At 69.3% G+C, this 22,812-nt stretch carries 17 protein-coding genes and 3 pseudogenes; 5 read left to right on the forward strand and 15 right to left on the reverse strand.

Translation table 11 applies throughout. The features are described 5' to 3' along the window. Nucleotides 1-280: 280 nt before the first annotated feature. Entirely contained in the window at nt 281-1,237 is a 957-nt protein-coding gene (locus tag ACWD12_RS05180) for a TIGR03557 family F420-dependent LLM class oxidoreductase (RefSeq protein ID WP_450098391.1), read from the forward strand. Between the two features lie 37 nt (nt 1,238-1,274). Here ACWD12_RS05180 and ACWD12_RS05185 read toward each other — a convergent pair. The 8 genes and pseudogenes from ACWD12_RS05185 to ACWD12_RS05220 form a co-directional block, all read right to left on the reverse strand. Then, a pseudogene (locus ACWD12_RS05185) lies at nt 1,275-1,833 on the reverse strand (cysteine hydrolase family protein). A gap of 45 nt (nt 1,834-1,878) precedes the next feature. Next, nucleotides 1,879-2,169: pseudogene (locus tag ACWD12_RS05190) on the reverse strand (DUF6766 family protein); the annotation flags it as partial. 319 nt (nt 2,170-2,488) lie between these two features. Continuing rightward, nucleotides 2,489-2,773: a hypothetical protein gene (locus ACWD12_RS05195; protein WP_358361415.1), complete on the reverse strand. Its 285-nt coding sequence runs from the start codon at nt 2,771-2,773 to the stop codon at nt 2,489-2,491. 391 nt (nt 2,774-3,164) lie between these two features. Then, nucleotides 3,165-3,995, reverse strand: coding sequence for a glycosyltransferase family 2 protein (locus ACWD12_RS05200; RefSeq protein WP_450098392.1), 831 nt, complete (start codon nt 3,993-3,995; stop codon nt 3,165-3,167). Beyond that, on the reverse strand, nt 3,980-5,029 hold the full coding sequence (locus ACWD12_RS05205; protein ID WP_450098393.1) for a glycosyltransferase: 1,050 nt from the start codon (nt 5,027-5,029) through the stop codon (nt 3,980-3,982). Before ACWD12_RS05205 ends, ACWD12_RS05200 begins: the two co-directional genes overlap by 16 nt. Continuing rightward, complete coding sequence (locus tag ACWD12_RS05210) at nt 5,026-6,090, reverse strand: glycosyltransferase (RefSeq protein WP_450098394.1); 1,065 nt, start codon at nt 6,088-6,090, stop codon at nt 5,026-5,028. The genes ACWD12_RS05205 and ACWD12_RS05210 overlap by 4 nt, the downstream gene beginning before the upstream one ends. Next, nucleotides 6,087-7,001 (reverse strand): glycosyltransferase family 1 protein, encoded by a 915-nt coding sequence (locus ACWD12_RS05215; protein WP_450098395.1) that lies wholly within the window; start codon nt 6,999-7,001, stop codon nt 6,087-6,089. The genes ACWD12_RS05210 and ACWD12_RS05215 overlap by 4 nt, the downstream gene beginning before the upstream one ends. 939 nt (nt 7,002-7,940) lie before the next feature. Then, nucleotides 7,941-8,834, reverse strand: a complete 894-nt coding sequence (locus ACWD12_RS05220) for a DUF72 domain-containing protein (protein ID WP_450098396.1) — start codon at nt 8,832-8,834, stop codon at nt 7,941-7,943. 257 nt (nt 8,835-9,091) lie between these two features. Here ACWD12_RS05220 and ACWD12_RS05225 point away from each other — a divergent pair. Both ACWD12_RS05225 and ACWD12_RS05230 read left to right on the forward strand, forming a co-directional pair. Continuing rightward, nucleotides 9,092-9,360 (forward strand): annotated as a pseudogene (locus ACWD12_RS05225) (aldehyde dehydrogenase (NADP(+))); the annotation flags it as partial. Between the two features lie 168 nt (nt 9,361-9,528). Further along, complete coding sequence (locus ACWD12_RS05230; RefSeq protein WP_450098397.1) at nt 9,529-12,357, forward strand: family 78 glycoside hydrolase catalytic domain; 2,829 nt, start codon at nt 9,529-9,531, stop codon at nt 12,355-12,357. Between the two features lie 319 nt (nt 12,358-12,676). On the opposite strand, the gene ACWD12_RS05235 is transcribed toward ACWD12_RS05230, so the two are convergent. The 5 genes from ACWD12_RS05235 to ACWD12_RS05255 all read right to left on the reverse strand — a co-directional run bounded on the left by ACWD12_RS05235 (nt 12,677) and on the right by ACWD12_RS05255 (nt 17,831). Then, on the reverse strand, nt 12,677-13,645 hold the full coding sequence (locus tag ACWD12_RS05235) for an LLM class F420-dependent oxidoreductase (RefSeq protein WP_450098398.1): 969 nt from the start codon (nt 13,643-13,645) through the stop codon (nt 12,677-12,679). A 32-nt stretch (nt 13,646-13,677) separates the two neighbouring features. Then, nucleotides 13,678-14,685 (reverse strand): acyl-CoA dehydrogenase family protein, encoded by a 1,008-nt coding sequence (locus ACWD12_RS05240; RefSeq protein ID WP_450098399.1) that lies wholly within the window; start codon nt 14,683-14,685, stop codon nt 13,678-13,680. Continuing rightward, nucleotides 14,682-15,803 carry an acyl-CoA dehydrogenase family protein gene (locus tag ACWD12_RS05245; protein ID WP_450098400.1) on the reverse strand — a complete coding sequence of 374 codons (1,122 nt, stop codon included), beginning with the start codon at nt 15,801-15,803 and terminating at the stop codon, nt 14,682-14,684. Before ACWD12_RS05245 ends, ACWD12_RS05240 begins: the two co-directional genes overlap by 4 nt. Before the next feature lie 10 nt (nt 15,804-15,813). Further along, nucleotides 15,814-16,626 (reverse strand): enoyl-CoA hydratase/isomerase family protein, encoded by an 813-nt coding sequence (locus ACWD12_RS05250; RefSeq protein WP_450098401.1) that lies wholly within the window; start codon nt 16,624-16,626, stop codon nt 15,814-15,816. 95 nt (nt 16,627-16,721) lie between these two features. Continuing rightward, nucleotides 16,722-17,831, reverse strand: coding sequence for a zinc-binding dehydrogenase (locus tag ACWD12_RS05255; protein WP_450098402.1), 1,110 nt, complete (start codon nt 17,829-17,831; stop codon nt 16,722-16,724). A 184-nt stretch (nt 17,832-18,015) separates the two neighbouring features. Here ACWD12_RS05255 and ACWD12_RS05260 point away from each other — a divergent pair, with 184 nt between their 5' ends. Continuing rightward, a complete protein-coding gene (locus ACWD12_RS05260; protein WP_450098403.1) occupies nt 18,016-19,440 on the forward strand; it encodes an aldehyde dehydrogenase family protein in 1,425 nt (474 codons plus the stop codon). Nucleotides 19,441-19,525: 85 nt separating this feature from the next. Here ACWD12_RS05260 and ACWD12_RS05265 read toward each other — a convergent pair whose 3' ends face one another. Both ACWD12_RS05265 and ACWD12_RS05270 read right to left on the reverse strand, forming a co-directional pair. Next, nucleotides 19,526-19,972, reverse strand: a complete 447-nt coding sequence (locus ACWD12_RS05265; RefSeq protein WP_450098404.1) for a nuclear transport factor 2 family protein — start codon at nt 19,970-19,972, stop codon at nt 19,526-19,528. A gap of 46 nt (nt 19,973-20,018) precedes the next feature. Next, nucleotides 20,019-21,209, reverse strand: a complete 1,191-nt coding sequence (locus tag ACWD12_RS05270; RefSeq protein WP_450098405.1) for an amidohydrolase family protein — start codon at nt 21,207-21,209, stop codon at nt 20,019-20,021. Between the two features lie 299 nt (nt 21,210-21,508). On the opposite strand from ACWD12_RS05270, the gene ACWD12_RS05275 reads away from it, so the two are divergent. After that, entirely contained in the window at nt 21,509-22,741 is a 1,233-nt protein-coding gene (locus tag ACWD12_RS05275) for an LLM class flavin-dependent oxidoreductase (RefSeq protein WP_450098406.1), read from the forward strand. Nucleotides 22,742-22,812: the final 71 nt, after the last annotated feature.

Raw genomic sequence — 22,812 nt, forward strand, 5'->3', positions numbered from 1 at the left:
TCAAACGGCATCCGCCTCCTCCGCGTGGGCGACCCCGTCGTCCGTTCCGACCGCACGGCGCGCCTACCGGTATCCGGCGGGCGGCACCCAACGGGTCTGTCGAGTGGTCGCGAGGTCGGAAGGGATGTGTGCCCTGGTCGACGTCCGCAACCGACTGGGACGACGCGTAGCCATCCCGGTCGTCGGGTACCCGCGCCGACGGCGGGGAATCGCCGTCCCTCGCCGAAGCCATGCGGCCCTCCTGAAGGCGGCGCGTCGATACCCCAGCGAGGCACCACGAGTGACCAGCTACGGCTACTTCCTGGCGAGCGAGGAGTTCCCCCCGCACGTGCTGATCGAGCAGGCCAAACTGGCCGAACAGGCCGGATTCACCAGGCTTGCGATCTCCGATCACTTCCATCCGTGGATCGACGAGCAGGGCAACAGCCCCTTCGTGTGGTCGGTCATCGGCGCGCTGTCCCAGGTGACGACGCTGCCGATCACCACGTTGGTCACGTGCCCCACCGTGCGTCTGCACCCGGCGGTCACCGCGCAGGCGGCGGCGACCTCCAGCGTCATGACCGGTGGGCGGTTCCGGCTCGGGGTCGGCACGGGCGAGGCCCTCAACGAACACATCACAGGGGCGGCATGGCCTCCGTTCCCGGTGCGGGCCGGCATGCTGGAAGAGGCCGTCGCGATCATGCGCGACTTGTTCGACGGCGGCATGGTCAGCCATCACGGCCCGCACTACACGGTCGAGAACGCCCGGCTGTACAACACTCCGGACGGGAAACTGCCGATCTACGTCTCCGGTTTCGGCCCCAAGGCTGTCGACCTGGCGGCGCGGATCGGCGACGGACTGGTCACCATGAAGCCCGACGCCGAAGCGGTGTGGCGGTTCCGCGACGGCGGAGGCGGTGACAAGCCGGTCGTCGGCGGACTGAAGGTGTGTTGGGGCCGCGACCGGCAAAAGGCCGTGGAGACCGCGCACCGCACCTGGCCGAACGAAGTCCTGCCCGGAGAGCTGGGGCAGGTTCTCCCGCTGCCCCGGCACTTCGAGCAGGCGGTGAGCCTGGTGACCGAGGAGATGGTCGCCGACGCGATCACCTGCGGCGACGACGTCGACGAGCACGTGCGCGGCCTGCGCGCCTACGCGGACGCCGGGTTCGACGAGGTGTACGTCAACCAGATGGGACCTGAGTACGCCGACTTCTTCGCCTTCTACAGCGACGAGGTCCTGCCCCGCGCGAACTCCTGACGAGTGCCGGTGACCGACGACATGCGCGCTGGTGTCGTCACTTCAACGCGATTCGCCCAACCGGGCGAACTTCGGCTCCCAGGTTGCGTTCCATCATGCGGAGAGCGGCCTGGGCGAGGCCCGGTGGATGCACCCGACGGCGTCCTCGGCGACGGTGATCTCCAGGCGGCGTACGTGGGCGTCGATCGCGGAGTACAGCACACATTGCTCGGTGACCTGGCCGCACAGCACCATCGGCCTCCGCATGGTCCGATCTCCACCGTCCGAAGTTTGTCGTTGACCTAGTGCTGTGACCGGAAAGGTTCACCGGTTCCCGGCGCCCGGCACCCCACCTCGCCGCGTTGCAGACCCTCGCGAGTACGACCGAGTACGAGCTTCGGGCCTGCGCCTTGCGATGCACGGCACCGAACACCAGGAACCGGCAAACCTTCCCGGCCACAGCACTAGACGACGTCCGTACCGGTCTCCCGGGCCTCGCGGATCAGTTCACCCAACGCCGGGAGCGCGCGGCGTACCGAAGGGACGAGCAGGTCCGCGTCCGCGTGCTCGTAGGTGTTGATCATGTCGATGACAGGAACGGCTGAGATGCCGCCCATCACCAGGCCGAGGGAGCGGGAGAACACGTGCTGCCGCCAGCCGCCCGCCCCTGCCCAGGCGGGTGAGTCGGATCCGGCGTGACGTCCGACCCGCTGGTCTTGGTCGGTTTCGGTGCCCGCGGTGCCCATCTTCTTCGACTCTGGGGACCCGCGTTGCAACAGCCAGATCGTGGCCGTGATGTAGAGGAAGAACTGCAGGTACTCCGACTGCCAGTTCTCCGTCACATCGACCGCGAAATCGGACGAGGACACGTACTCCCAGAACCCGACCCGGGCGAAGCCGTCGACGGCGAGCGGGGAGTTGAACTCCGCACGCCCGGCGAACGCCTGCCCCACCAACGCTGCCGCGAACGCCAGCAGGAACGCCAGGCCCAGTGCGTTGTCGCGCAGGAACCCGGTGACACGGATTTATGGCGGGTTCGCAGCGTGTTGTCGAAGGCTTCTTTCGCACGGGCCCGCCAGTCCCGGTACCTCTACGGGCCTCAGTCCGCGGCTACGCGGCTTCCGTCCGAGTGCAGGGCGGCGGCCAAGGCGTGCACGAACGCCGCGGCGTGTGCGCGAGCGCCGCCCCGGTCGCAGGCCTGCTCCTGCGGTCGGATCGGCGCTGCGCCGACTTTGGCCGCCGCCGGTCGGCCGAGGGCGGGGTTCTGCCGGGTCACACTCGGGCGAGCTCCAGGTAGCTGTTGTGGCCGTCGTGGCCGTCCGCGTCGGCTTCGTCGAACCAGTGGCCGCCGTGGGCGAGGTAGCGGAAGTGCATCCGCTCCTCCCCCGGCACTGCCACGGTCACGGCCCGGGTGCCGTCCTTGCGTACCAGGAGCTCGTGGGTGCCGGGAGTCCAGTCGTTGAAGTCGCCGACCACGCTGACCGCGGGGCATGCCGGGTCGGGCGGAAGGATGAACGTGACCTGGGTGGTGTCCTTGCGGCGGGTGCGCTCCAGCACTGCGGCTCCTCCGGTTCGGCTTGGATACGCCCGCAGCCGTACGTCGGCGCGGATGCGGGCTGCCCGCAATCGTCGGGCCCGCCACGCCTCGGAAGCGTCACCGCGCGGCCGCCGCGCTGAGGTTTCACCCGACCGGCGGTGCGCACATGCCGACTCGGCACCTGCAAATGGGTAAATAGGTTTGGCACCGCGAACCACAGGCGACCCACGAGGTTTTCGGGCCCGCCGACCCACCGAAGTCGGGCCTGACGGCCCGGCGACCACCGGCCCGGCCGGGGCCCGACCGGCGTGCCGCTCGAACGGAGCAACTACGGGCCCCTTGCCGGAACCGAAGTCCCTCCGCCTTCGGAGCATCACGCGGTGGTCATCGACCTCGGCCTGTGAAACTCGGTCACTCGGCGCGCGCGGGGCGACGCCAGCAGTCGATCGACGGGTCGTACTCCGCCAGGCCCAGGTCGGCGAACTCCTGGAGCCAGCCACGCATCGGCCACTCCCCCCAACGGCGGTGGAAGACGGCGCCGTTGGTCAGGATGTCGTCGAGGTGTCCTACCGGCGGTCGACTTGTCTCGTGGTGCTGATGGTACGCCGGAGCGCCGCCCACCCAACACAGTCGGACCCCCGCGCTGTCGGCCATGCGACCGAAGTCGGTGTCCTCGCCGCCGTACCCCTCGTACTCCTCGTGGAAGCCGCCGATGTGCCGCCAGGTACCGGCGGTCACCGCAAACGACAGCGACCAGAAGAGGTTGGGGTCTCCGCCTTCCCAGACCTCATCGTCCGGCGGGCTGGGGCGGGCTTGGTGGGGTGGCGCCAGCCGGGGGAGCCTGTCCAGCGAGTACCCCTCAGCCGGCGGTGGCGGCAGATAGGCGACGGTGCCGCACAAGAGGGCACCGTCCCGCGCCGTCCGCATGTACCGGTCGAGTGTCCGTGGTCCCGGCACGCAGTCCACATCCAGAAACACCAGCAACTCGGCACCGGCCGCAAGGGCATGCTCGGCACCGGCGTTCCGGGCCCGGGCGAGCGGGAGCCGACCGTCCCGAACCCGGACCGGGACGACGTCGTTCCGGTCTCCGACGCCCTGGCCGACGACCGAAGGCACGTCGGGGTCGTCCATGGTGACCACTACGTAGTGTTCCGGGCGGACGCTGCCGGACGCGAGTCCCCGAATCTGAAGACGCAGGTGTTCGTGCCTGCCGGCCACGAGCGTGATCACCGCGACACGCATGACACCTCCGGATGTCCCGACAGATGGGCGGGGAACTCGTCGAGCACGCGTGCCGCTCGGGCCGCTCCGTCCCCTGGCGACCACCGCGACCAAGCCTCTCCCCCCATGCGGCGGGCGGAGTCGAGAACCGCCGGCCACTGGTCCCGGCGCGGCCACGATCGGTGGACGACCGCAAGACGCCCCTGCTCCAGCGCGTCCGCTACGGCGTGCTGTTCGCCGAAAGGCCGGTCCTGCGGCAGGACAACGGTGGGCCTGCGAGCGGCAGCGCACTCGGCGACCGCGTTCTGACCGGCATGCGTGACCACGACATCCGCAGCACAGACCAGGGGCCACGGATCATCCGCCCAGGAGCCTCCAGGGCCGCCGAGCGTACGCCAGCGCCACCCGGGGTTGCCGTCGGCTGCGTCCTTCAACTGCGCCGCCGTGATGGCCGCTCCACCTGCGCCGAGCATGACCAGCACGAGTGGCCGCGGGTCGTCCCCCGCGGCGGCGGCACTGTGTGGATGTCGGAGGATCGGGCGGTCGTCGCAGCGCGAGAAGGCGCCGGTGTGGACCGTCTTCGCAGCCAAGTGGTGCGGAATCCCGGGTTCGGCGAATTCCTCGGCCCAGGGGGCGAGGAGGAGGTCCGCCAGGTCGTAGCCGAGCTGGTGGGCCGGGTCCGTGCGTGTCCCACGCATCGCCACGGCGATCGAGGGGATGCCCATCAGCCGTGCCAGGCACAGCATTTCGACGGAGACGTCGCTGACGAAGGCCTTCGGGGCGTGGCGAGTTATCCAGGCTGCCGTGAGTCCCATGCGGTGCCGCAGGCCTGCATGGCCCAACGGTGCCCAGTGCAATCGTCCGTGTGCTTCCGGGTCGCGGGCGCCTGCCGGGAAATCACCGGTGTCCATGGGCAGTTCGATCCAGGGACCGTCCCAGTCGGCCGGTCTGGGCAGGGAAGACAGCCCTGCGACGGGTGCCCGGGTGTGTCGGGCGATGCACTGGGCTCGGCTCAGGTGTCCGCGGCCGTGGTGGTGGACGTAGTAGGCGATCATGGCACGAGCTCCCGGTAGAGGCCCTCGTAGCGACTGGTCATGGTGTCGAGCGAACAGAAGTCCTCCGCCCGTGCCCGGGCGGCCTCCCGGCTCAGCGCCGCGGTTTCGGCGATCGCCTCCGCGAGGGCGTCGATGTCGCCGTGTCCGACCAGGCGTCCCGTGGCGGGTGTGAGAATCTCGCCGAGCGCGCCCCGGTCGAAGCCGGCCACGGGTGTGCCGCACGCGAGGCTCTCGGCGACGACGAGTCCGTACGGCTCGTCCCAGCACGGTGTGACGAGCAGTGCCGCGGAGGACGCCACCAGGTCGGCGACGGCGAGACGGGACAGATGGCCCACGTACTCGATACCGTCCCCGAGGTTGGGCGCAATGTGCGTGTCGAAGTAGTCCTGGTCGGAAATCGGGCCGGCGAGGCGCAGTTTTCGTCGGGCTTTGCGGGCGGCCGCGATCGCGAGGTGGGGTCCCTTCTCCGGTACGAGGCGACCGGTCCAGGCGAGGTCCGGCCCGCCGGGGCCGGGCCGCCACAGGCGAGTGTCGACGCCGTTGTGGACGACCCGCGCGTGCCGGACGGACCGCTTCCATGCATGCGCTGTGTGTCTGCTGACGGCCGTGAAGGTCACCGGGCACGGCCTGGCGGTGTCGATGGCCGACTCCAGCCAGGGTGTGGGCGGTGTGTGGAGTGTGGTGACCAGCGGCGTGGGGACCGCGGCGGCCATGGCCACCGGCAGGTAGTGGAGGCTGTTGTTGTGGATGACGTCGAATCGGTCGCCGCGGCTCAGTTCGATCATCAGGTTCAGGTATGCGTGGTGTTCCGCCATCCAGTTTTCGGCGGGCATGCTGGTGTCCGCGCGGGCCGGCCGGCTGGCGGTAAACGACCTGATCCGCATTTCCCGGGCCCCCAGTTCAGGGTCCGACCCGGGACCGGCGAACAGCGCGACTTCGTGCCCTCGGTGGACGAGGGCACGGGCGAGATGCCACGTGTGCGCCTCCAGGCCCCCGGCAAACGGCTCGCGGATCGGATGGCGCACGGACGCGACCAAGCCGATTCGGAGACGGCGGTTCATCGCAGCGCCGATTCGTAGATCCGGCGGTGGGCCTCGGCGATGCCACGGCGTTCGGCCGCCCGCTCGTCGGGTGATGGGCCCGGCACGGAGTGGGCGCCGTGGTACGCGGCGTTGACCGCCGTGGACAGCGAGAGGGGGTCGCCGTCGGACACGCCGAGTCGGAAGGAATGGCAGGGGCGTTGCTCGGCGTAGTACCCGCAGTCCGAGACCGCCACGGCGGTGCCCAGGTCCGCGCACGCTTCGAGCCAGCCCGAGTGCGTGCCGAAGGCGTACGGCAGCACGGAGAGGTCCAACTCCTGAAGGTAGTCCCAAAGTTCGTCGTCGTCGAAGTAGTCGTGGACACGCAGGTCGACGCGTCCGTCCTGCTGCATGTGCCGTAGCTCCGCTATCAGGTCCGGGGCGTACGCGGGGGCGTCGGGGTCCTCCACGTCGCGATGGACGTCGACGCGCAAAAAGGTTGAGGGCAGGCCCGCCACGGCCGATGTCAGCGCTCGTACCGTCGGCAGGACATCCATGTTGGGGCGCAGGCTCTTGGCGTGCACACCGATTGTGTATTGCGCGTGGCTCGGGCGAGGTCGAGCCATACGCCGCAGGTCGACGACGTGCGGGTGCGGGAGCACCGTCGGGGTGCGCCCCCATCTGCCTTGGATCTCCCGCGCCGCCCCGGGCGTGAGCGTGATCAGTTCGTCCGCTGCGGGCACGATGACGTCCAAGGCGCTGTCGTGCGCCGACCGGTCCCGGTGATGCGGATTGCGCAAATCGTGGACGGTGTAGACCAGGGGCTTGCCATGCCGCCGCAGCGTCCCGACGAGTTCGCGGAGAGCTTCAGGCGTCTGGGCGTCGAAGCCGAAATGCAGGTGGTAGATGTCGAATTCGTGGTGGTGCGCGGTAACCCAGCCGGGATCCAACATGACCGGCGGCCACCATCGTTGCGACGTACTGGGAGCGCCGTTCGGGCGCGGATCCGCGAGCCGTACGACGGCGTCCGACCGGTCCTCGGCTCCGCAATGCCGCACATAGACATGGCCCGCCGGGACGGAAGCGACTCGCAAAGTCCTGTGCGTCGGCCTGGCGGCTGCGTAGGCAGCTTCAGTACTCGTCATCGTCGGCTCCTTTGCGGCACGAACGTCGGTGGTTCGCCATATGCCGACGGGAGCGCGAGTGGTGCGTCCGGAGCGGCATGCGGCGGCTGCCCCGACCTTTTTGCACCAAACATGGCTTATGTTCATCACGACTCGTCCTCGCGTTGGGCGATCGCCGCCTTAAGCGCCGTTGCGCTCATCGCACTGGTGTTCGAGTACGTGGAGCGCCATCAGCGTCCCCTGCATCTCAGCCGACACCGACATCGGGCTGACGCGGGTCAGACGGGCGTACGAGTCGTTCGGGCGCGCGGGCTTGATCCCCGGCAATCTCGCCCGTTCCCTGGGGTCAAGGCGCGCCGGCAGCGGGATGGCCTCCTCCAACGCGCGACGGTTGAGACGACGTGGTACGTGCAGGCCCGCGCGTTTGCGGGGTGCTCCGCGCAACCTCGCCCGTTGGGCGAACGCCTTGGACGTAGCCGCCGCGCGCGTGGGCTCCACATCACACATCGTCGCCGTCGCCGCCCGAGCATGTCGCGCGGGTGCGCGGACAGCGCCGCGCACGCGCGCCCTCCTGGCCCGGAACCGCGCACGTGATGCCGGGTCAATCGGCCCGCGCCCAACGGTACCGACACCGATGCCGAAGGCAACTGACCGGTTCCGAAAGCCATTTCAACTGATCCCCGCCGATGTCGGCGATCAGCAACGGCCCGTGCGGACCAACCAAACCATCGGCGTGCGGCCAGGAACGTCAACCGAGCCTCTGTCGGCCTACGCCGGCGCAGCGTCACTTGCCCGACGGGTTGCGTGGAGCAGTTGTTGCATCTTCTCGGCCGCCCGCACCGCGGCATCGGCGCAGCAGTTGTTGAACAGCACGTGCACCCGGTCCGCTTGCTCGGCCAGTGTGCGCAACCGGGGGACCCATTCGCTCAGTTCATCGGCCGAGTAGACGTGACGAAACCGGTCCTCCTTGGAGCCGGTCCCCCACGCCCGACTGCGCCCGTGGAAACGGACCACCGCGAGCCGGGGCGCGGTGACCGGCGCTACGGGCGGGATGGACGCGGGCAGCGTCTGTGCCATGTCGACGGCGACCGCGGCGGCGTCCAAGCGCTTGAGAAGCGCCTGTGTCGCATGGATGTTGTCGTCCCGCCACCAGCCGGGATGGCGGAACTCGACTGCCACCGGCCAGTCTCCTGCCCGTTCGACGCAGTCGACGAGGAATTGGGTGGCTGGCTCGTCAGGAGCGAATGACGGCGGGAACTGGAAGAGGAGTGTCCCGAGGCGTCCCGCATCACGAAGGGGACGCAGAGCGCCGCTGAAGCGCTGCCAGACCTCGTCCAAAAGACCGGCGTCCGGCCGACCCCGTCCGTGTCGCAGCAATGGGCGCAATTCCAGCGGCAGGGATCCCGACCGGGTCGGATGGCCGGTGAGCAAGGAGAACGCTTTGACGTCGAAGGTGAACTCCTCGGGTGTTCGCTCGACCCACAGCTCGCTGTTGCGCGTACTGGGTAGCGAATAGTAGGTCGCGTCCACCTCCACCACGTCGAACTTCTGCGCGTAGTAACGCAGTCGGGCCTCGGGCTCAGAGCAGTCAGGCGGATACCAACCGCTGGTTTTGAGGGCAGCGTCGGTCCACGAGCACGTACCCACCGATATGCGATCCATGAGCGGCGACTACCCCGCTGGGGCCCCGATGCACGGCGTCTGCCACCCGAGCTGTCGCCGGGCCGACGGGCCGACAGGTCCGAGGAAGGGAGCCGGTCATGCCGATGGACCGCAGGAGTGACAAGCACGGACCACGCCTGGACGACGCCTGGGAAGCGGAGGTCGCCGGCGAACTGCGCGCAGGCCACAGTACGCACGCGCAGGAGCGGCGCGAACCGGAACCCGAAGGCGAGGACCAGCGTCCCGCTTATCCGCAGGCGGCGCTGCTCGGCCGACTCGCCGAACTGGCAGGACGCGTTGTGGTCAACGGCTGGGCCGCCGGCGTGGCCGTGGCGGCCGCACAGCACCAGGGCGGCCGTACCCCCGCGACGACATCGACCCCCACGTCGGTCGGCGCCACCGCGATCGAACGCCGGCTGCGCCCGGTCGCCTATCAGAACACCGCGTCGCGCTGCTGCCGCCGGCGCTGCGCGACGTCAACCCACTGCGACTGCCCCGGCGCATGAACGGCTGGCGGAAGGCGTGAAGGGCGACGCCTCTCTGAGGCCCCGTTGTCCCCGAGCGCGACTTCGTGTAAGTAGTACGTTAACTTGTCTCGCAAGTTTCGACTGCAAGCTTAATGAAACGTTTCATATGATCATCCCGTGCCACCGGTCTTGAACAGGTCTGCCGCTGTAACGCCAAGGAGTTCGTGATGACCCCGACGCCGCAACCCAACACGGCCGTAGAGGCACCCACAGTGGAAAACGTACGCGACACGCTGGGCATCGGGTGGCGTGAACCGCGGCTGTCGTGGATTACGCGGACCACCGCGGACGGATGGCGACAAGGCGTCTATGAGCTGGAGCTTGTCAATTCCGCCGGGAAGCGGTTGTCTTCGGTGGCCCGGGAGTCGGACGAGTCCGTACTGGTGTCGTGGCCGTTCGCGGCGCTGGAGTCGCGGGAACGCGTCGGCGTGCGCGTGCGAGTCGCGGCGCGAAGCGCGGACCGCGCGCACCCTGCCTGGTCGGCGTGGAGCGACGTGACCTGGGTGGAGACCGGCCTGCTGGACGAGAGCGACTGGACTGCGCGGTTCGTCTCGCCGGATTGGGACGAGGATGCGTCGAAGGACAACCCGTGCGCCGTGCTGCGCCGCCCGTTCGCGCTGGACGGTCCGGTACGCACCGCTCGCCTGTATGCGACCGCTTTGGGGGTATACGAAGCCGAGCTGAACGGCGCCCGGATCGGCGACCAGGTGCTTGCGCCCGGCTGGACGGCATATGACCAGCGGCTGCGCTACCAGACGTACGACGTCACGGAGTTGCTGCACGAAGGCGCGAACGAGTTCACCGCCACGCTCGCGGACGGTTGGTACCGGGGCCGCCTCGGCTGGGAGGGCGGCAGGGCGCTGTACGGCGAACGCCTGGCGCTGCTCGCGCAGTTGGAGATCGTCATGGCGGATGGGAGGGTGTTCGCCGTCGCCACGGACGCCGACGGGACGTGGCAGGCGGCGCCGGGGCCCACTCTGCGAGCAAGCCTGTACGACGGTGAGACCCATGACGCGCGCATTCGGCCGGAGAACTGGCACGGCGTCCGCGCCGAGGCTTTCGACATGGCTGTCCTGGCGGCGCCGACAGGTCCGCCGGTTCGCCGTACCGAGGAGCTATCGCCGGTCGCCGTCACCACATCGCCGTCCGGGAAGACGGTCATGGACTTCGGCCAGAACCTCGTGGGGCGCCTGCGCCTCACGGTCGACGGAGCGGCCGGTCGGGAGATCGTTCTTCGGCACGCCGAGGTCCTTCAGGACGGCGAGTTGGCCGTCGAGCCGCTACGGACCGCGGAGGCTACCGACCGCTACATCCTGCGCGGCGGTGCCCCCGAGACGTGGGAGCCACGCTTCACGTTCCACGGCTTCCGCTACGTGGAAGTCACGGGCTGGCCAGGCGAGTTCGACCCTGACGCCGTACGCGCGGCCGTCATCCATTCCGACATGGAGCGCGTCGGCTTCTTCGAGTCGTCCGACGAACTCGTCAACCGCCTCCACGAAAACGCCGTGTGGGGCATGCGCGGCAACTTCCTGGACGTGCCCACCGATTGCCCGCAGCGCGACGAACGTCTCGGCTGGACCGGCGACATCCAGGTGTTCTCCCCCACGGCCTGCCAGTTGTACGACTCCGCGGGGTTTCTCGGGTCCTGGCTCGTCGATCTCGCCCTGGAGCAACGGGCAGACGGCGCGGCGCCGAGCATCGTCCCCAAGGTCACGCCCTTCGCCGACCTGGCGGCGGCGGGGTGGTCGGATGCGGCCACCGTCGTCCCGTGGACGCTGTACCAGCGCTACGGCGACAAGGGCGTACTGGCCGCCCAGTTCGCGAGCATGCGCGCCTGGGTCGACCATGTGGCCGAGCTGGCGGGGCCGGATCGGCTGTGGAACACCGGCTTCCAGTTCGGCGACTGGCTCGACCCGAGCGCACCCGCCGGGCAGCCCCAGGCCGCGAAGACGCCCGCCGAGGTCGTCGCGACCGCGTACTTCGCACACTCCGCCTCATTGGTGGCGCAAGCCGCCGCCGTACTCGGGCTCGAAGACGAGGAGCGGCAGTACTCCCAACTCGCCGCAGATGTCCGGACGGCGTTCCAGCACGAGTACGTCACCTCCAAGGGCCGCATCATCGGCGACGCCCAGACCGCATACTCCCTCGCCCTGCAATTCGCGTTGCTGCCCGGCGCAGAGCAGCGCAGGCACGCGGCGGACCGGCTCGCCGCGCTCGTCCGGAACAACGGGCACCGCATCGGCACCGGCTTTCTCGGAACTCCGCTGATCTGCGACGCCCTCGCCGAGAATGGTCACCTGGAGACCGCGTATCGGCTGCTCCTGGAGCGCGGGTGCCCATCCTGGCTGTACCCGGTCACCCAGGGCGCGACGACGATCTGGGAGCGCTGGGACAGCATGCGCCCGGACGGCACCGTGAACCGGGACGGCATGACGTCGTTCAACCACTACGCGCTCGGCGCGGTCGTCGACTGGCTCTACCGCACCGTCGCCGGCCTCGACTGCGCCGAGCCGGGCTATCGACGCCTGCGCATCGCGCCACGTCCCGGCGGCGGGCTCACGTACGCCAAGGCCGTGCTGCGCACGCCGTACGGGCCGGCATCGGTGGCGTGGCGGATCAACGGCGATGAACTCGTTGTCGAAGCCGACGTCCCACCGAACACCACCGCGTCCGTGGACCTGCTGGGCGCCGGATCCCTCCCCGATGTCGGCGCCGGACACCATGCGTGGACCATCCCCGCCCCCAAGGTCGCCACGGCGCGCTTCACCCTGGATTCCTGGGTTTCCGAATTGCGCGGCGATCAGAGGGCTTTGGAGATCTTCAAGGACGCCATGCTGCGGTACTGGCCCGAAGTGGCGGAGCACCTGGAGACGCCGGAGGCCGACGCCGGCATGGACCTGACGCTCCGCCAGCTCGGCGACCTCGCGCCGCGCGGCCAAGAACTGCTCGCAGAACTGGAACACCGATTCCTGGGATACGCGGACGACAACGCCTGAACGATCTCGCTCTCCGGACTTCGGCGTCGGAGTGCTTGCCGTGCTGGGCCTGTCACGGTCATGCAATCGATCGCCCGGCCCGCCCGCGGCGAAGTCGACTTGCTGGAACTCCACGGCCGCGCCGGGACCGTACGCTTTGAGTCGTGGCAGCCGCTGTCCGTCAACATCTCCCGCCACACGGTCGAAGGACTCGAAGGCGCCGCCCACTGGTGGGAACTACCCGACAGCTCCGCGGGAATGCCGACGCCCCGGATGCGGGGCGTCGGCCTTCTTGTTGTGCTCAGGTGTTCAACCCAACTGCTTGCCTCGGGTGTTCGGCTCACGGGACCAGGGCAAGGGCGTCGGCGACGGGGTCGGATCCGGTGCCCGCGTCGATCAGCCAGACCACCGGCACCGTGACGCCGTTGTCGACGTAGCGCCGGATGGCCTCGCGGCACTGCTCCGGTGATCCGTGGACCAGGAGTTCGTCGACGACGGAGTCCGGTACGGCCGCCAGCGCGGCGCGGCGGTCTCCTGACTCCCACGCGTCCCACATGGGCTGCAGGCGGTCTCCCCGGCCCAGCCAGCGCTGGTAGTTCGCGTAACCGGGGACGTTCAGGTACGCGGTGATCATGCGGCGGAACGTGGCGCGCGCCGCGTCGGCGTCCTCGGTCGGGCAGACGAAGACCCGGCAGACGATTTCCTTTCCGGAACCGCCTTCGTGGACGTACGGGACGACGCGTTTGACGTCGTCCGCGGACAGCCAGTTGAGGATCGCCCCGTCGGCCTCGCGTCCCGCCAGGCGCAGCATGCCCTCGCGGAGCGCCGCGAGGTAGATGGGCGGCGGTGTCTGCGGCGGGCGGGTGAGCCGGAATCCGTTGACTTCGAAGGTGTCGTAGCGCTCGGCGACGCGCTCCCCCGCGAGTGCGGCGCGCAGGAAACGCACGGTGTCGCGGACGCGCTGGTACGGCCGGTCGTACGCGGTGTCGTTCCAGTCCTGCACGATGGGCCGCGACGCGGCTCCGAGCCCCAAGTGGAAGCGTCCTGGCGCGAGTTCGGCCAGCGCTGCGGCGGTCATGGCGAGCAGCGCCGGGCCGCGCGTGTACGGGGAGACGATCGCGGTGCCCAGGTTCACCTCGGGTGCGCCTGCGGCGGCCAGGGTCAGCGGGGTGAAGCCGTCGAGGCCATCGACTTCGATGCTCCAGACATCGGTGTAGCCGGCGTCGGCGAGTTCGCGGGCGATCCCGGGATGGTCAGGGAGAGGCGTGGGAAACGGCATGGTGATGCCGTAGCGCAACGGGCTCTGCACGGTGGGGGGTTCCCTTCCGACGGGCGGGCCGTTCACCGGGTCAACTCGTCCCAGACGGCCGATTCGCCGTGTTCCAGCGCCAACGCCCCGAGGTATTCGGCGCTGTGCGCCTCGGATCCGACCTCGCCGGGCCAGGACCACAGGCGCTTCGTGTAGTGGTGCAGGGGGTATTCGTGGGTGACGCCCATCGCGCCGTGTAGTTGGTGGGCGGCACGCGCGACCGTGGTCGCGGTTTCGGCGGCGACCACCGCGGCGGCCGCAACCGCGGCGAGGTACGCCTTCGACGTGCCGTTCGCCGGGGAGAGCTGTTCAACCGCGCGTTCCAGTGCGGCGTCGAGTTGTACGCCTGCCACGCGCATGGCGGCCAGGGAAGACGCGACCGCGGGTATCCGGGCGAGAGGTTTGCCGAACTGCTCGCGGCCCATGACGTAGTCGCGGGTCAACGCGTACGCCCCGGCAACCGCGCCGGCCACCGCGGCCGCGCGCAGCAGGGCCAATCTCGCGCGCACTTGCGGCATGGGCGGTGCCGCGGACAGCCGGGTGCCCGCGTCACCCCGCAACACGAGGTCGTCGCGCGGCTCGTCGGCCAGGTTGGTCCCCTCGCGCACCTCGACGCCCGGCGTGCCGACCTCGACGTACCAGACGCTCCCAGCGCGGTCGTACACGACGACCGCACTTGCGTCGCGCAACCACGGCACCCGGGGGATCCGCAGTGTCGAAAGCTCGTCCTCGTATACCGCGTCCACGCCGAAGGCGATGGTGGTCTGCTCGGTCACGGCGCGGTCATGGGCCAACACCCAGGAGGCGACGGCCATTTCCGCAACGGGCGCGCCGACCGCGTACTCGCCCAGCGTGCGGACGACGGCGATCAGGTCCTCGTACGTGCCGCCCGAGCCGCCGCGGGCCTCGTCGACCCCGACCAGCGGCAATCCCAATCCCCACAGTGTCTGCCACAGTTCGCTCGACGACCTGTCCGCTACGGGGGTGCCGCCGACGATGTCGCCGACGAGTCGGCGTAGTTCCTCTGCGTGGTCGCTCACGGCCGCGTCTCCTGTTTGGCGATGATCGAGAGCAGCACGTCGGCGGCTCCGCCACGGATCGTGAACCCGGGGGAAGCCAGCAGTGCCTGTCCCCACGCGGCGCTCAGTTCGGGCCGGTCGGGGGCGCACAGCCGACGGGCGAAGTCGATGACGTCGTTCTCGAAGGCGTTGCCGAGATATTTCAGCGTGGCGGCGTCCACGACCGGCGCGGCTCCGCCGTCCAGACTGGTTGCCACCTTCCAGGCGAGGCGCCGCAGTGTCGCCAGTCGGGCGACGAGGCGGCCGAGCGCGGCCTTGAGGTCGTCGGAGCCGACGGACGCGGCGTCTCGCACGGCCAGGGCGAAGAGCGGGTACGTGGACAGGAAGCGTTCCGGGCCGCCGCGTTCGAACGACAGTTGCTCGGTGACCTGCCGCCACGCGTTGCCGACGGTGCCCAGGACGCGGTGGCCGGGCACGAAAACGTCCGTGAAGACCATTTCGTTGAAGTGCTGTTCGCCCGCGAGGTCGACGATGGGCGACACCTCGACGCCTGGTGTGTCCATGTCCACGATGAACTCGGTGAGTCCTTCGTGCTTGCGCTCGCCTCGGGCGGTACGTGCCAGCAGGTAGGCGTGGGTGGCCTTGTGCGCTCCGGTGGTCCAGATCTTGCGGCCGTTGACCCGCCAACCGCCTTCCACCGCCGTCGCGGTGGTCCGCACTGCCGCGAGGTCGGAACCGGCCTCGGGTTCGCTCATTCCCAGGCAGAAGACGGACCGTCCGGCGGCGATGCCGGGCAGAACCTCCTTCTGGAGCTCGGGCGTTCCGTGCCGCAGCACGGCGGGCCCGATCTGGCGGTCACCGATCCAGTGCGCGGCCACGGGAGCACCCGCTCTGAGAAGCTCCTCGTTGACGGCCAGACGGGCACGCTGGCTCTGTCCCGCACCGCCGAATTCGCGCGGCCAGGTGATGCCGATCAGCCCGCGGGTGGCGAGTTCGCGGCTGAAGTCGGGGTCGAAACCCCTCATCCAGTTGTCGCTGCGCGGCACGTACCGGCCTTCGGCGCGCCAGGCGTCGGTCAATTCGCGCACCTCACGTCGGAGGCGCGCGATCTCGTTCGTGTCATGCCGAGTGGCGGTCATCGCGTGCTCCTCATCGGCCCGTGTACACGCCGGGGCGCTTCGCACGGAAGGCCGCCAGCGCCTCCTGGGAGTCCTGTGTCGAGGTGACGACCGCCTGGTGCGAGGAGATGAGGTCCAGGGCCGTGCGCAGGTCGTGTCGCTCGCCCTCGCGGACGGCGCGCTTGATGAGCTGGACGGCGACCGGCGGTTGGCTCGCGAGCCGGTCCGCGAACGCCCGTGCCGCGGCGGCGAACTCGGCGTCGGCATGGACGGCGGTCACGAGTCCCATACCGAGTGCTTCCTCGGCTGCGACGAAGTCGCCGGTCCACAGCAGGCGCAGCGCGGTGGCGGTGCCCACGATGCGCGGCAGATACCAGCAACCGCCGTCGCCGGGTACGAGGCCGACGCGGATGTAGCCCTCGCTGAAGCGCGCCGAGCTCGCGGCGATGCGGATGTCGGCCATGAGCGCCATGTCCATGCCCGCCCCGACCGCGACACCGTTGACGGCCGCGATGTACGGCTTGGTCAGCGCTTCGGCGGCGTACGCCACCTGATGGATCCGGTTGGTCAGCAGGTTCTTCTCCGCCAGCGGTGTGCGCTCGCGATCGGCGAAGACCCCCAGGTCGACGCCGGAACAGAAGGCGTCGCCCGCACCGGTGACGAGGACCACGCGGACCTCAGGGTCCGCTTCGGCGTCACGAAGGGCGGTCGCCCACGCGTCGACCATCTCCATGGTGAACGCGTTCTTGTGGTGCGGCCGGTTCAGCGTGATGGTCGCGACATGATCGGCCACGCGGTATTCCAGCTCGCGGGATTCGACGCCGGTGTCTCCGGGATCACTCACAACTTGCTCCTTGCTTCCATGTCATGACGGACGAGGCCGACGGAGGCGTACCCGTGGTCGCACGACCGACGGCGATTCGCTCCGGATCGAACCGGTCACGGCACGATGCTGGCGCGGACGACCTCGCGTCGGTCGGCGGCCTGGAAGGCCTCGTTGATCTCCGCGAGCGGGAACGCGGTGCTCTCCAGCCACCGCTTGGGCAGCCGGTCCCGGACCGCGTCGAGGAACTGAAGGCTCCTGCCCAGTGCGCCCGGCTCGTACAGCGAGACCCCGATGATGCTCTTGTTGGTCAGCGTGAGACGGGACGGGTCGGCGTCGTACGTCTGTCCGTGGCCGATGTTGCCGACGCTGAGGTAGCGCCCGAAGCGGCCGAGCATCTTCACGCCTTCGTTGACGACAGCGGGCGAGCCGACGAGTTCGATCGCGACGTCGGCACCGCCGTCGGTGAGTTCATGGACGCGCTTGACGCGGGAGCGTTCGTCGGCGACGGCACCGATGTCGACCACGGCATCCGCACCCAACTCCAGGGCGAGTTCCAGGCGTTCGGCAACGGCGTCGACCACGACCACAGTCGACGCACCCCGCGCCTTGGCGAGTGCGGTGGCGTACAGGCCGAGCCCGCCCGCGCCTTGCACGACAACGGTCTCGCCGAAGCTGAGCTGCGCCCGGTCGAACGCCTGCATGACCTGGGCAAGTGCGCAGTTGGCGCCGCTGACGGCTTCGTCGGAGAGCGTATCGGGTACGCAATAGACCAGTGCGCCGGCCGGAAGGAGGAAGTAGTCGGCGAATCCGCCGACGTAATAGGGAGGTTCTTCGGAACTGGCGAGCATGGCCATGGTCATCCGGCCGCAACTCGAACTCCGGCCCGCCACGCAGTAGCGGCACACGTGGCACGGGAAGAAGTAGGGGAAGACGACCCGCGCCCCCGTGCCCAGCGCGCCACCCGTGGTGTCGCGCGTCACGCCCTCGCCGAGGGCGGCGACGACGCCGACCATCTCGTGCCCGAGCACCGTGGGCAGCTTGCCGCCCAGTCCCCGGGTGTTGAAGCGGCCGTGCCAGGCGTGCAGATCGCTGCCGCAGACGTTGGCCCGGGTCACCTTGACCAGGATCTCGCCAGGCAGCACGCCACGACCCGCCAACGAGACCTCGCGGATCTCGAACGGCTCGTTCGGCGCGGTGAATTCCGCGATGCGTCCCTCGAACACTGTCGGCAGCCTCCCTGGACCGCGGTGCCTCGGCGCGTTCGGAGGCGATGGCGCCCCGCGGCAGCGGTCCGACGATGACAGGAACTTGTAATTCCTATACATGAAATACATCATCATGATGACACGACGTCAAGATCCGGGCCCGCGGCCGTGATGCGCCGCGCGGCGAACGAGGAGGCCCTCGATGCCCCACAACCCGCCCAAACCGATCTACGTGGGAGGACGGTGGCGTGACGCGACGGGGTCGGACGCGATCGCCGTGACCAATCCCACGTCGGAGGAGGTCATCGGCTTCGTCCCCCGCGGGTCGGCCGAGGACGCGGACCAGGCCGTGGCGGCGGCACGCGCGGCGCAGGAGGGCTGGGGTCGCACCCCGCAGTCCGAGCGGATCGCCGCCGTGGAAGCCGTGTACAAGGCGCTTGAGGCCCGCAGCGAACGGCTCACGGAGGCCGTGGTCGACGATGTGGGAACCCCGCGCCGCATCGCGGAAAAGTTGCAGACGAGTCTGCCCCTCGCCGCCGTCCGGGACTTCATCGAGGCAGCGCAGGGTATCGAGGAGCCGGAGCGAGTACGCAACTCGCTGGTCCACCGCTCCCCCGTCGGCGTCGTCGCGGCGATCACGCCGTGGAACTACCCGCTGCTCCAGACCGTCGGCAAGGTCGTCCCCGCTCTGCTCAGCGGCAGCACGGTTGTGCTGAAACCGAGCGAGGTGGCACCGCTGGTGCCGTACGTACTGGCCGAAGCAGTCCACGAAGCCGGCCTTCCCCCAGGGGTCTTCAACCTGCTCAGTGGACTCGGCCCCGAAGTCGGAGCCGCACTCGTCGCGCACCGCGACGTGGACATGGTGTCCTTCACCGGCTCGACACAGGGCGGCCGTGCGGTCGCGGCCGTCGCCGCGGGCGGCGTCAAGCGAGTGTCGCTGGAGCTCGGCGGCAAATCCGCCGCGGTGGTCCTGCCCGAGGCCGACCTTGAGCGGGCGGTGAAGGCGACAGTCAGCAGTTGCCTGCTGAACTCCGGGCAGACCTGCCTGGCCGTCACGCGTCTCGTGGTCCCGCGCGAGCGGTACGCGGACGCCGTCGGGTCGGCGGCGGCTCTTGCGGCCAGGTTCACGCCGGGCGATCCAAGCGACCCGGCGACCAAACAGGGCCCGTTGGTCTCCGCCGCACAGCGCCACCGGGTACGCGGGTTCATCGACCGGGCGGTGGCCGACGGCGCCAACGTGGCGGCAGGCGGCAGCGCTCCGCCCGACGGACTCGAACGGGGATACTTCGCCCGCCCGACGGTCATCGCGGACGCCGACCCACGGGCCGAGATCGCCCAGGAAGAGGTCTTCGGCCCGGTGCTGGTGGTCCTTCCTTACGACGACGTGGACGAGGCCGTTCGGATCGCCAACGGCACGCCCTACGGACTCGCGGGTGCGGTCTGGGGCCCGGACGAGGAATCCGCCGTCGCCGTCGCGCGGCGGCTGCGAACCGGCCAGGTGGACGTCAACGGCGGCGGCTTCAACACCGCGGCACCGTTCGGCGGAATGAAACTCTCCGGCACGGGAAGGGAGTTCGGCAAGGCAGGGCTCGAGGAGTACTACGAGCTGCAGGCGATCCAGCTGTAGTCCGTCGAACTGCACGGGACGCACGCGTGCGGGGTAAGCCGGTCGTACGACCGGCTTACCCCGCACGCGTGTCATCGCGACCGCGTCAGCGTTCGGAGAAGGCCACGGCCTTCATCGTGTCGAGCACGACGTGGACCTGGGCGAGACGGTAGACGCCCTCCTCACGACGAGCGACGGCCCGGACGATACCGCTGGCGATGTTGGACGGGACCCGGTCGTCGACCGAGGTCACGTGGATGTAGGAGGACAAGGAGAGTTCGTCCTCGGTCTCCCCGATGACATGGATGTTCGTGCCGTTGTGCCGCAGGGGGTACGGACTCGCCAAGCGGTGCGCCCGCTGCCACGCGAGAACCGCCTCGCGCCCCCGGTTGTCCGAGGCGATGAACTCCTCGTGCGGGTGGTTCCCGGTGTCAGTGCGCGAGGTGAACCGGACATCCTCGGTCAGCAGGTCCTCCCAGGCGTCGAACTCCCCCTCGTCGTAGACGAACCACCAGCGGTGCAGAAGTTCGTGGGCGGCCAGGCGGTCGTGCATGGTGTCTCTCCTCATGTGGGTGCGGGGACGTTGCGAATGCGGGGGGTCATGCGGTCGGCAGGACCAGCGGGTCGCCCATCCGGGCGTACGACTCGGCGATGTTGCCGGCCAGGAACCCGTCCCGGATGTCGGCGGGTGTGCCCGCGAGTTCCTTCTCGTAGAACTCCACCGGGGTCAGGTTGCCCTCGAAGTGCGGCATGTCCGAGGAGAACACCGCGACGCCGGGAAGCCTCTCGAACAGCTCGAACGGGAGCTGCCCCTGGTTCGGCAACGGTGTGACGCGCACGTTGCGCCGTACGTACTCCGACGGCTTCAGCGGGAGCTTGTACTCGTGCAGGAACACCGCCGACTCCGCGGTGGCGCGGCCGTCCATGCCGGCCACCGTGTACGGCACCCAGCCCACGCCGAGCTCGCAGATGAGCGCGGTGAGCTTCGGGTGCCGCTCGAAGACGCCGCCGAAGACCATCGCGTTGAGGAAGACCTCCCCCATCTGGTGGGTCTGTCCGGTCGCGATGCGGCTGAGCACGCTCGGGTCGGTGGTGTTGGCGTAGCCCGGGTCGAACACCGCGTTCGCGAGCCCGACGTGCAGGATCGCGACCATGCCCAGGTCCTCCGCGGCGGACCAGAAGCGGTCGTAGTCGCCGTGGAAGAGCGGCACGCCGCCCATGGCCTCGGTGGTGACGAAGAACGCGCGGCTGCCCAGCTCCCGCATGCGGCGCAGCTCCGCGATCGACCATTCGAGGTCGTCATAGCGCAGCATTGCCACCGGGAGCAGTCGGTCGCGGTGGTCCGAAGTCGACGCGGCCATATGCGTGTTGAGGGAGTTGACCGCGAGCTTGCCCAGCTCGGTGTCGCGGATGAGCGACATGTACACCATGCCGAGCCCGGAGAGGATGTTCTGCACGGCGATGCCCTGTTGATCCAACAGGCGTACCCGGGCGGCGGGATCGACCTCCTGCCACTGCGAGTGCCCGCCGATGGTGAAGTCCGCAGGGCGCTCGTCGGGGAAGATCGCGCGCATGAACGGCGTGGTCATGTCCGATACGGGGATCCGCCGCTCCCGCGCCGCCGTCTGCCGTAGTGGGAACGCCGCGTAGGCGAAGTGCTCCGGTGTGTTCGGCGCGAACTCGGGATCGTCGTCCGGCAGGAAGGCGGGGAGGCGTTCACGCAGCTTCGGGAACTGGGCCAGCCAGTCCCGCGCAGGTTCAAAGTGGGCGTCGACGTCGATGACCGCCATCGTGTGCTCCTCGTGGTGGAAGCGGTACGGCTCGGGCAGTGCGCTGCGTCGGCGCGTAGCCGGAACCGCGTCACGTGGGCGATCCTCCGAGCTGCCGGCAGCTCCGGCCCGACCAAAATAGAATACGCAATACGCAAAAAACACAAGGGGACGCCGCCTCCCGGCCGCGCCCGGTCGGCGGCGGTCCGACCGCCGCACAGCGCCCCTTGAGTGCTCCAGCATTTTGTGTAAGCGTTACGCATCCCACAAGCCCCGGCGGGACGAAACCTGCACCGCCAGACGAGCCAGGAGGGCTCCCCGTGGAGTTCGGCATCTTCCTCAACGGATTCATCCCGGGGCCGGCCGCGCACGACCGTGCGTCCGAACATCTGGGCCTGCGCCGCGAGTTGGACCTCGCGATCAAGGCGGACAAGCACAACTGGAAGTACGTCTGGTTCGGTGAGCACCACGCCCTGACCGAGTACTCCCACATGTCGGCCCCGGAAGTGTTGATGGGCTACGTCGCGGCGAAGACCGAGCGCATCCACCTCTGTACCGGCATCAACTCGCTGTCGCCGCGCAAGGAGCACCCCGTCCGGTACGCCGAGCGCGCGGCGATGCTGGACCACATCACCGAGGGCCGCTTCGAGTGGGGCACCGGCCGCGGCGCCGGCTCCCACGAGGTCGCCTCGTTCAACATCATGGACACCAACTCGACCAAGGCCGAGTGGGACGAGGTCGCACCCCAGATCGTGCGCATGTGGGAGCAGTACGACTACTCCTTCCACGGCGAGCACTTCACCGTGCCCACCCCGCACAACATCCTGCCCAAGCCGTACGGGCACTCGCACCCGCCGATCTGGATGGCGTGCGGCAACCCCGGCTCGTTCGCCAAGGCCGGCTCGCTGGGCATCGGCGCGATCGCGTTCAACTTCGAACCGATCTACAACCTCAAGGGCCGCATCCAGGCCTACAAGGAAGCCGCCGAGAACCCCACCGAGATCCTGGGCGACTACCAGAACAACAACGTCATGATGACCAACGGCGTCATCTGTCTCAGCGACCGCAAGCGCGCCCGCGAGATCGCCCTCCGCGGCCAGGCCGGCTACCTGGTGACGCTGGTGAACCTCTACCACGACACCATGCCCAAGTCGACGGACGGCATCACCTGGCCCACCCCGCCCACCGACCTGTCCTCGCTCGGCGGCGACGAGCTCCTCGACCAGCTCATCGCGGGCGGGTTCCTGCTGTGCGGCACGCCCGAGGAGGTCTGCGAGCAGGTTGCCGCGTACCAGGAAGTCGGCTGCGACCAGCTGGTGTTCGGTCTCAGCGCGAACCTCACGCACGACGAGTACCACGAGCAGATCGAGCTGTTCGGCGACAAGGTCATCCCCGAGTTCGACAAGAACCCGGAGCACTCGACCTCGGTCTACCGCCGCAACGCGGGCGGACCGAAGTACCCGCCGTTCAACGGTCCGGTCAACGAGGAGCTCGTGCACTCCGTGCTCCCGGCGAACGCCATCCTCGGCCTCGACGGACAGCCGCAGGGCTGACGCTCCGTCACGGCCGTACGCCGTAGGCCGCCCGTCTCCCGGCCGCCCGCCGAACTCCCGCCGCCGCAGCG

The sequence above is a fragment of the Streptodolium elevatio genome, assembly GCF_053592165.1.

What these genes read in the sequence shown, in the direction of transcription:
- ACWD12_RS05265 (WP_450098404.1), bottom strand. Translation starts at nt 19,972, where the DNA reads ATGCACGACCGCCTGGCCGCCCACGAACTTCTGCACCGCTGGTGGTTC.
- ACWD12_RS05245 (WP_450098400.1), bottom strand. Translation starts at nt 15,803, where the DNA reads ATGACCGCCACTCGGCATGACACGAACGAGATCGCGCGCCTCCGACGT.
- ACWD12_RS05210 (WP_450098394.1), bottom strand. Translation starts at nt 6,090, where the DNA reads ATGAACCGCCGTCTCCGAATCGGCTTGGTCGCGTCCGTGCGCCATCCG.
- ACWD12_RS05220 (WP_450098396.1), bottom strand. Translation starts at nt 8,834, where the DNA reads ATGGATCGCATATCGGTGGGTACGTGCTCGTGGACCGACGCTGCCCTC.
- ACWD12_RS05205 (WP_450098393.1), bottom strand. Translation starts at nt 5,029, where the DNA reads ATGATCGCCTACTACGTCCACCACCACGGCCGCGGACACCTGAGCCGA.
- ACWD12_RS05215 (WP_450098395.1), bottom strand. Translation starts at nt 7,001, where the DNA reads ATGTTGGATCCCGGCTGGGTTACCGCGCACCACCACGAATTCGACATC.
- ACWD12_RS05260 (WP_450098403.1), top strand. Translation starts at nt 18,016, where the DNA reads ATGCCCCACAACCCGCCCAAACCGATCTACGTGGGAGGACGGTGGCGT.
- ACWD12_RS05200 (WP_450098392.1), bottom strand. Translation starts at nt 3,995, where the DNA reads ATGCGTGTCGCGGTGATCACGCTCGTGGCCGGCAGGCACGAACACCTG.
- ACWD12_RS05270 (WP_450098405.1), bottom strand. Translation starts at nt 21,209, where the DNA reads ATGGCGGTCATCGACGTCGACGCCCACTTTGAACCTGCGCGGGACTGG.
- ACWD12_RS05230 (WP_450098397.1), top strand. Translation starts at nt 9,529, where the DNA reads ATGACCCCGACGCCGCAACCCAACACGGCCGTAGAGGCACCCACAGTG.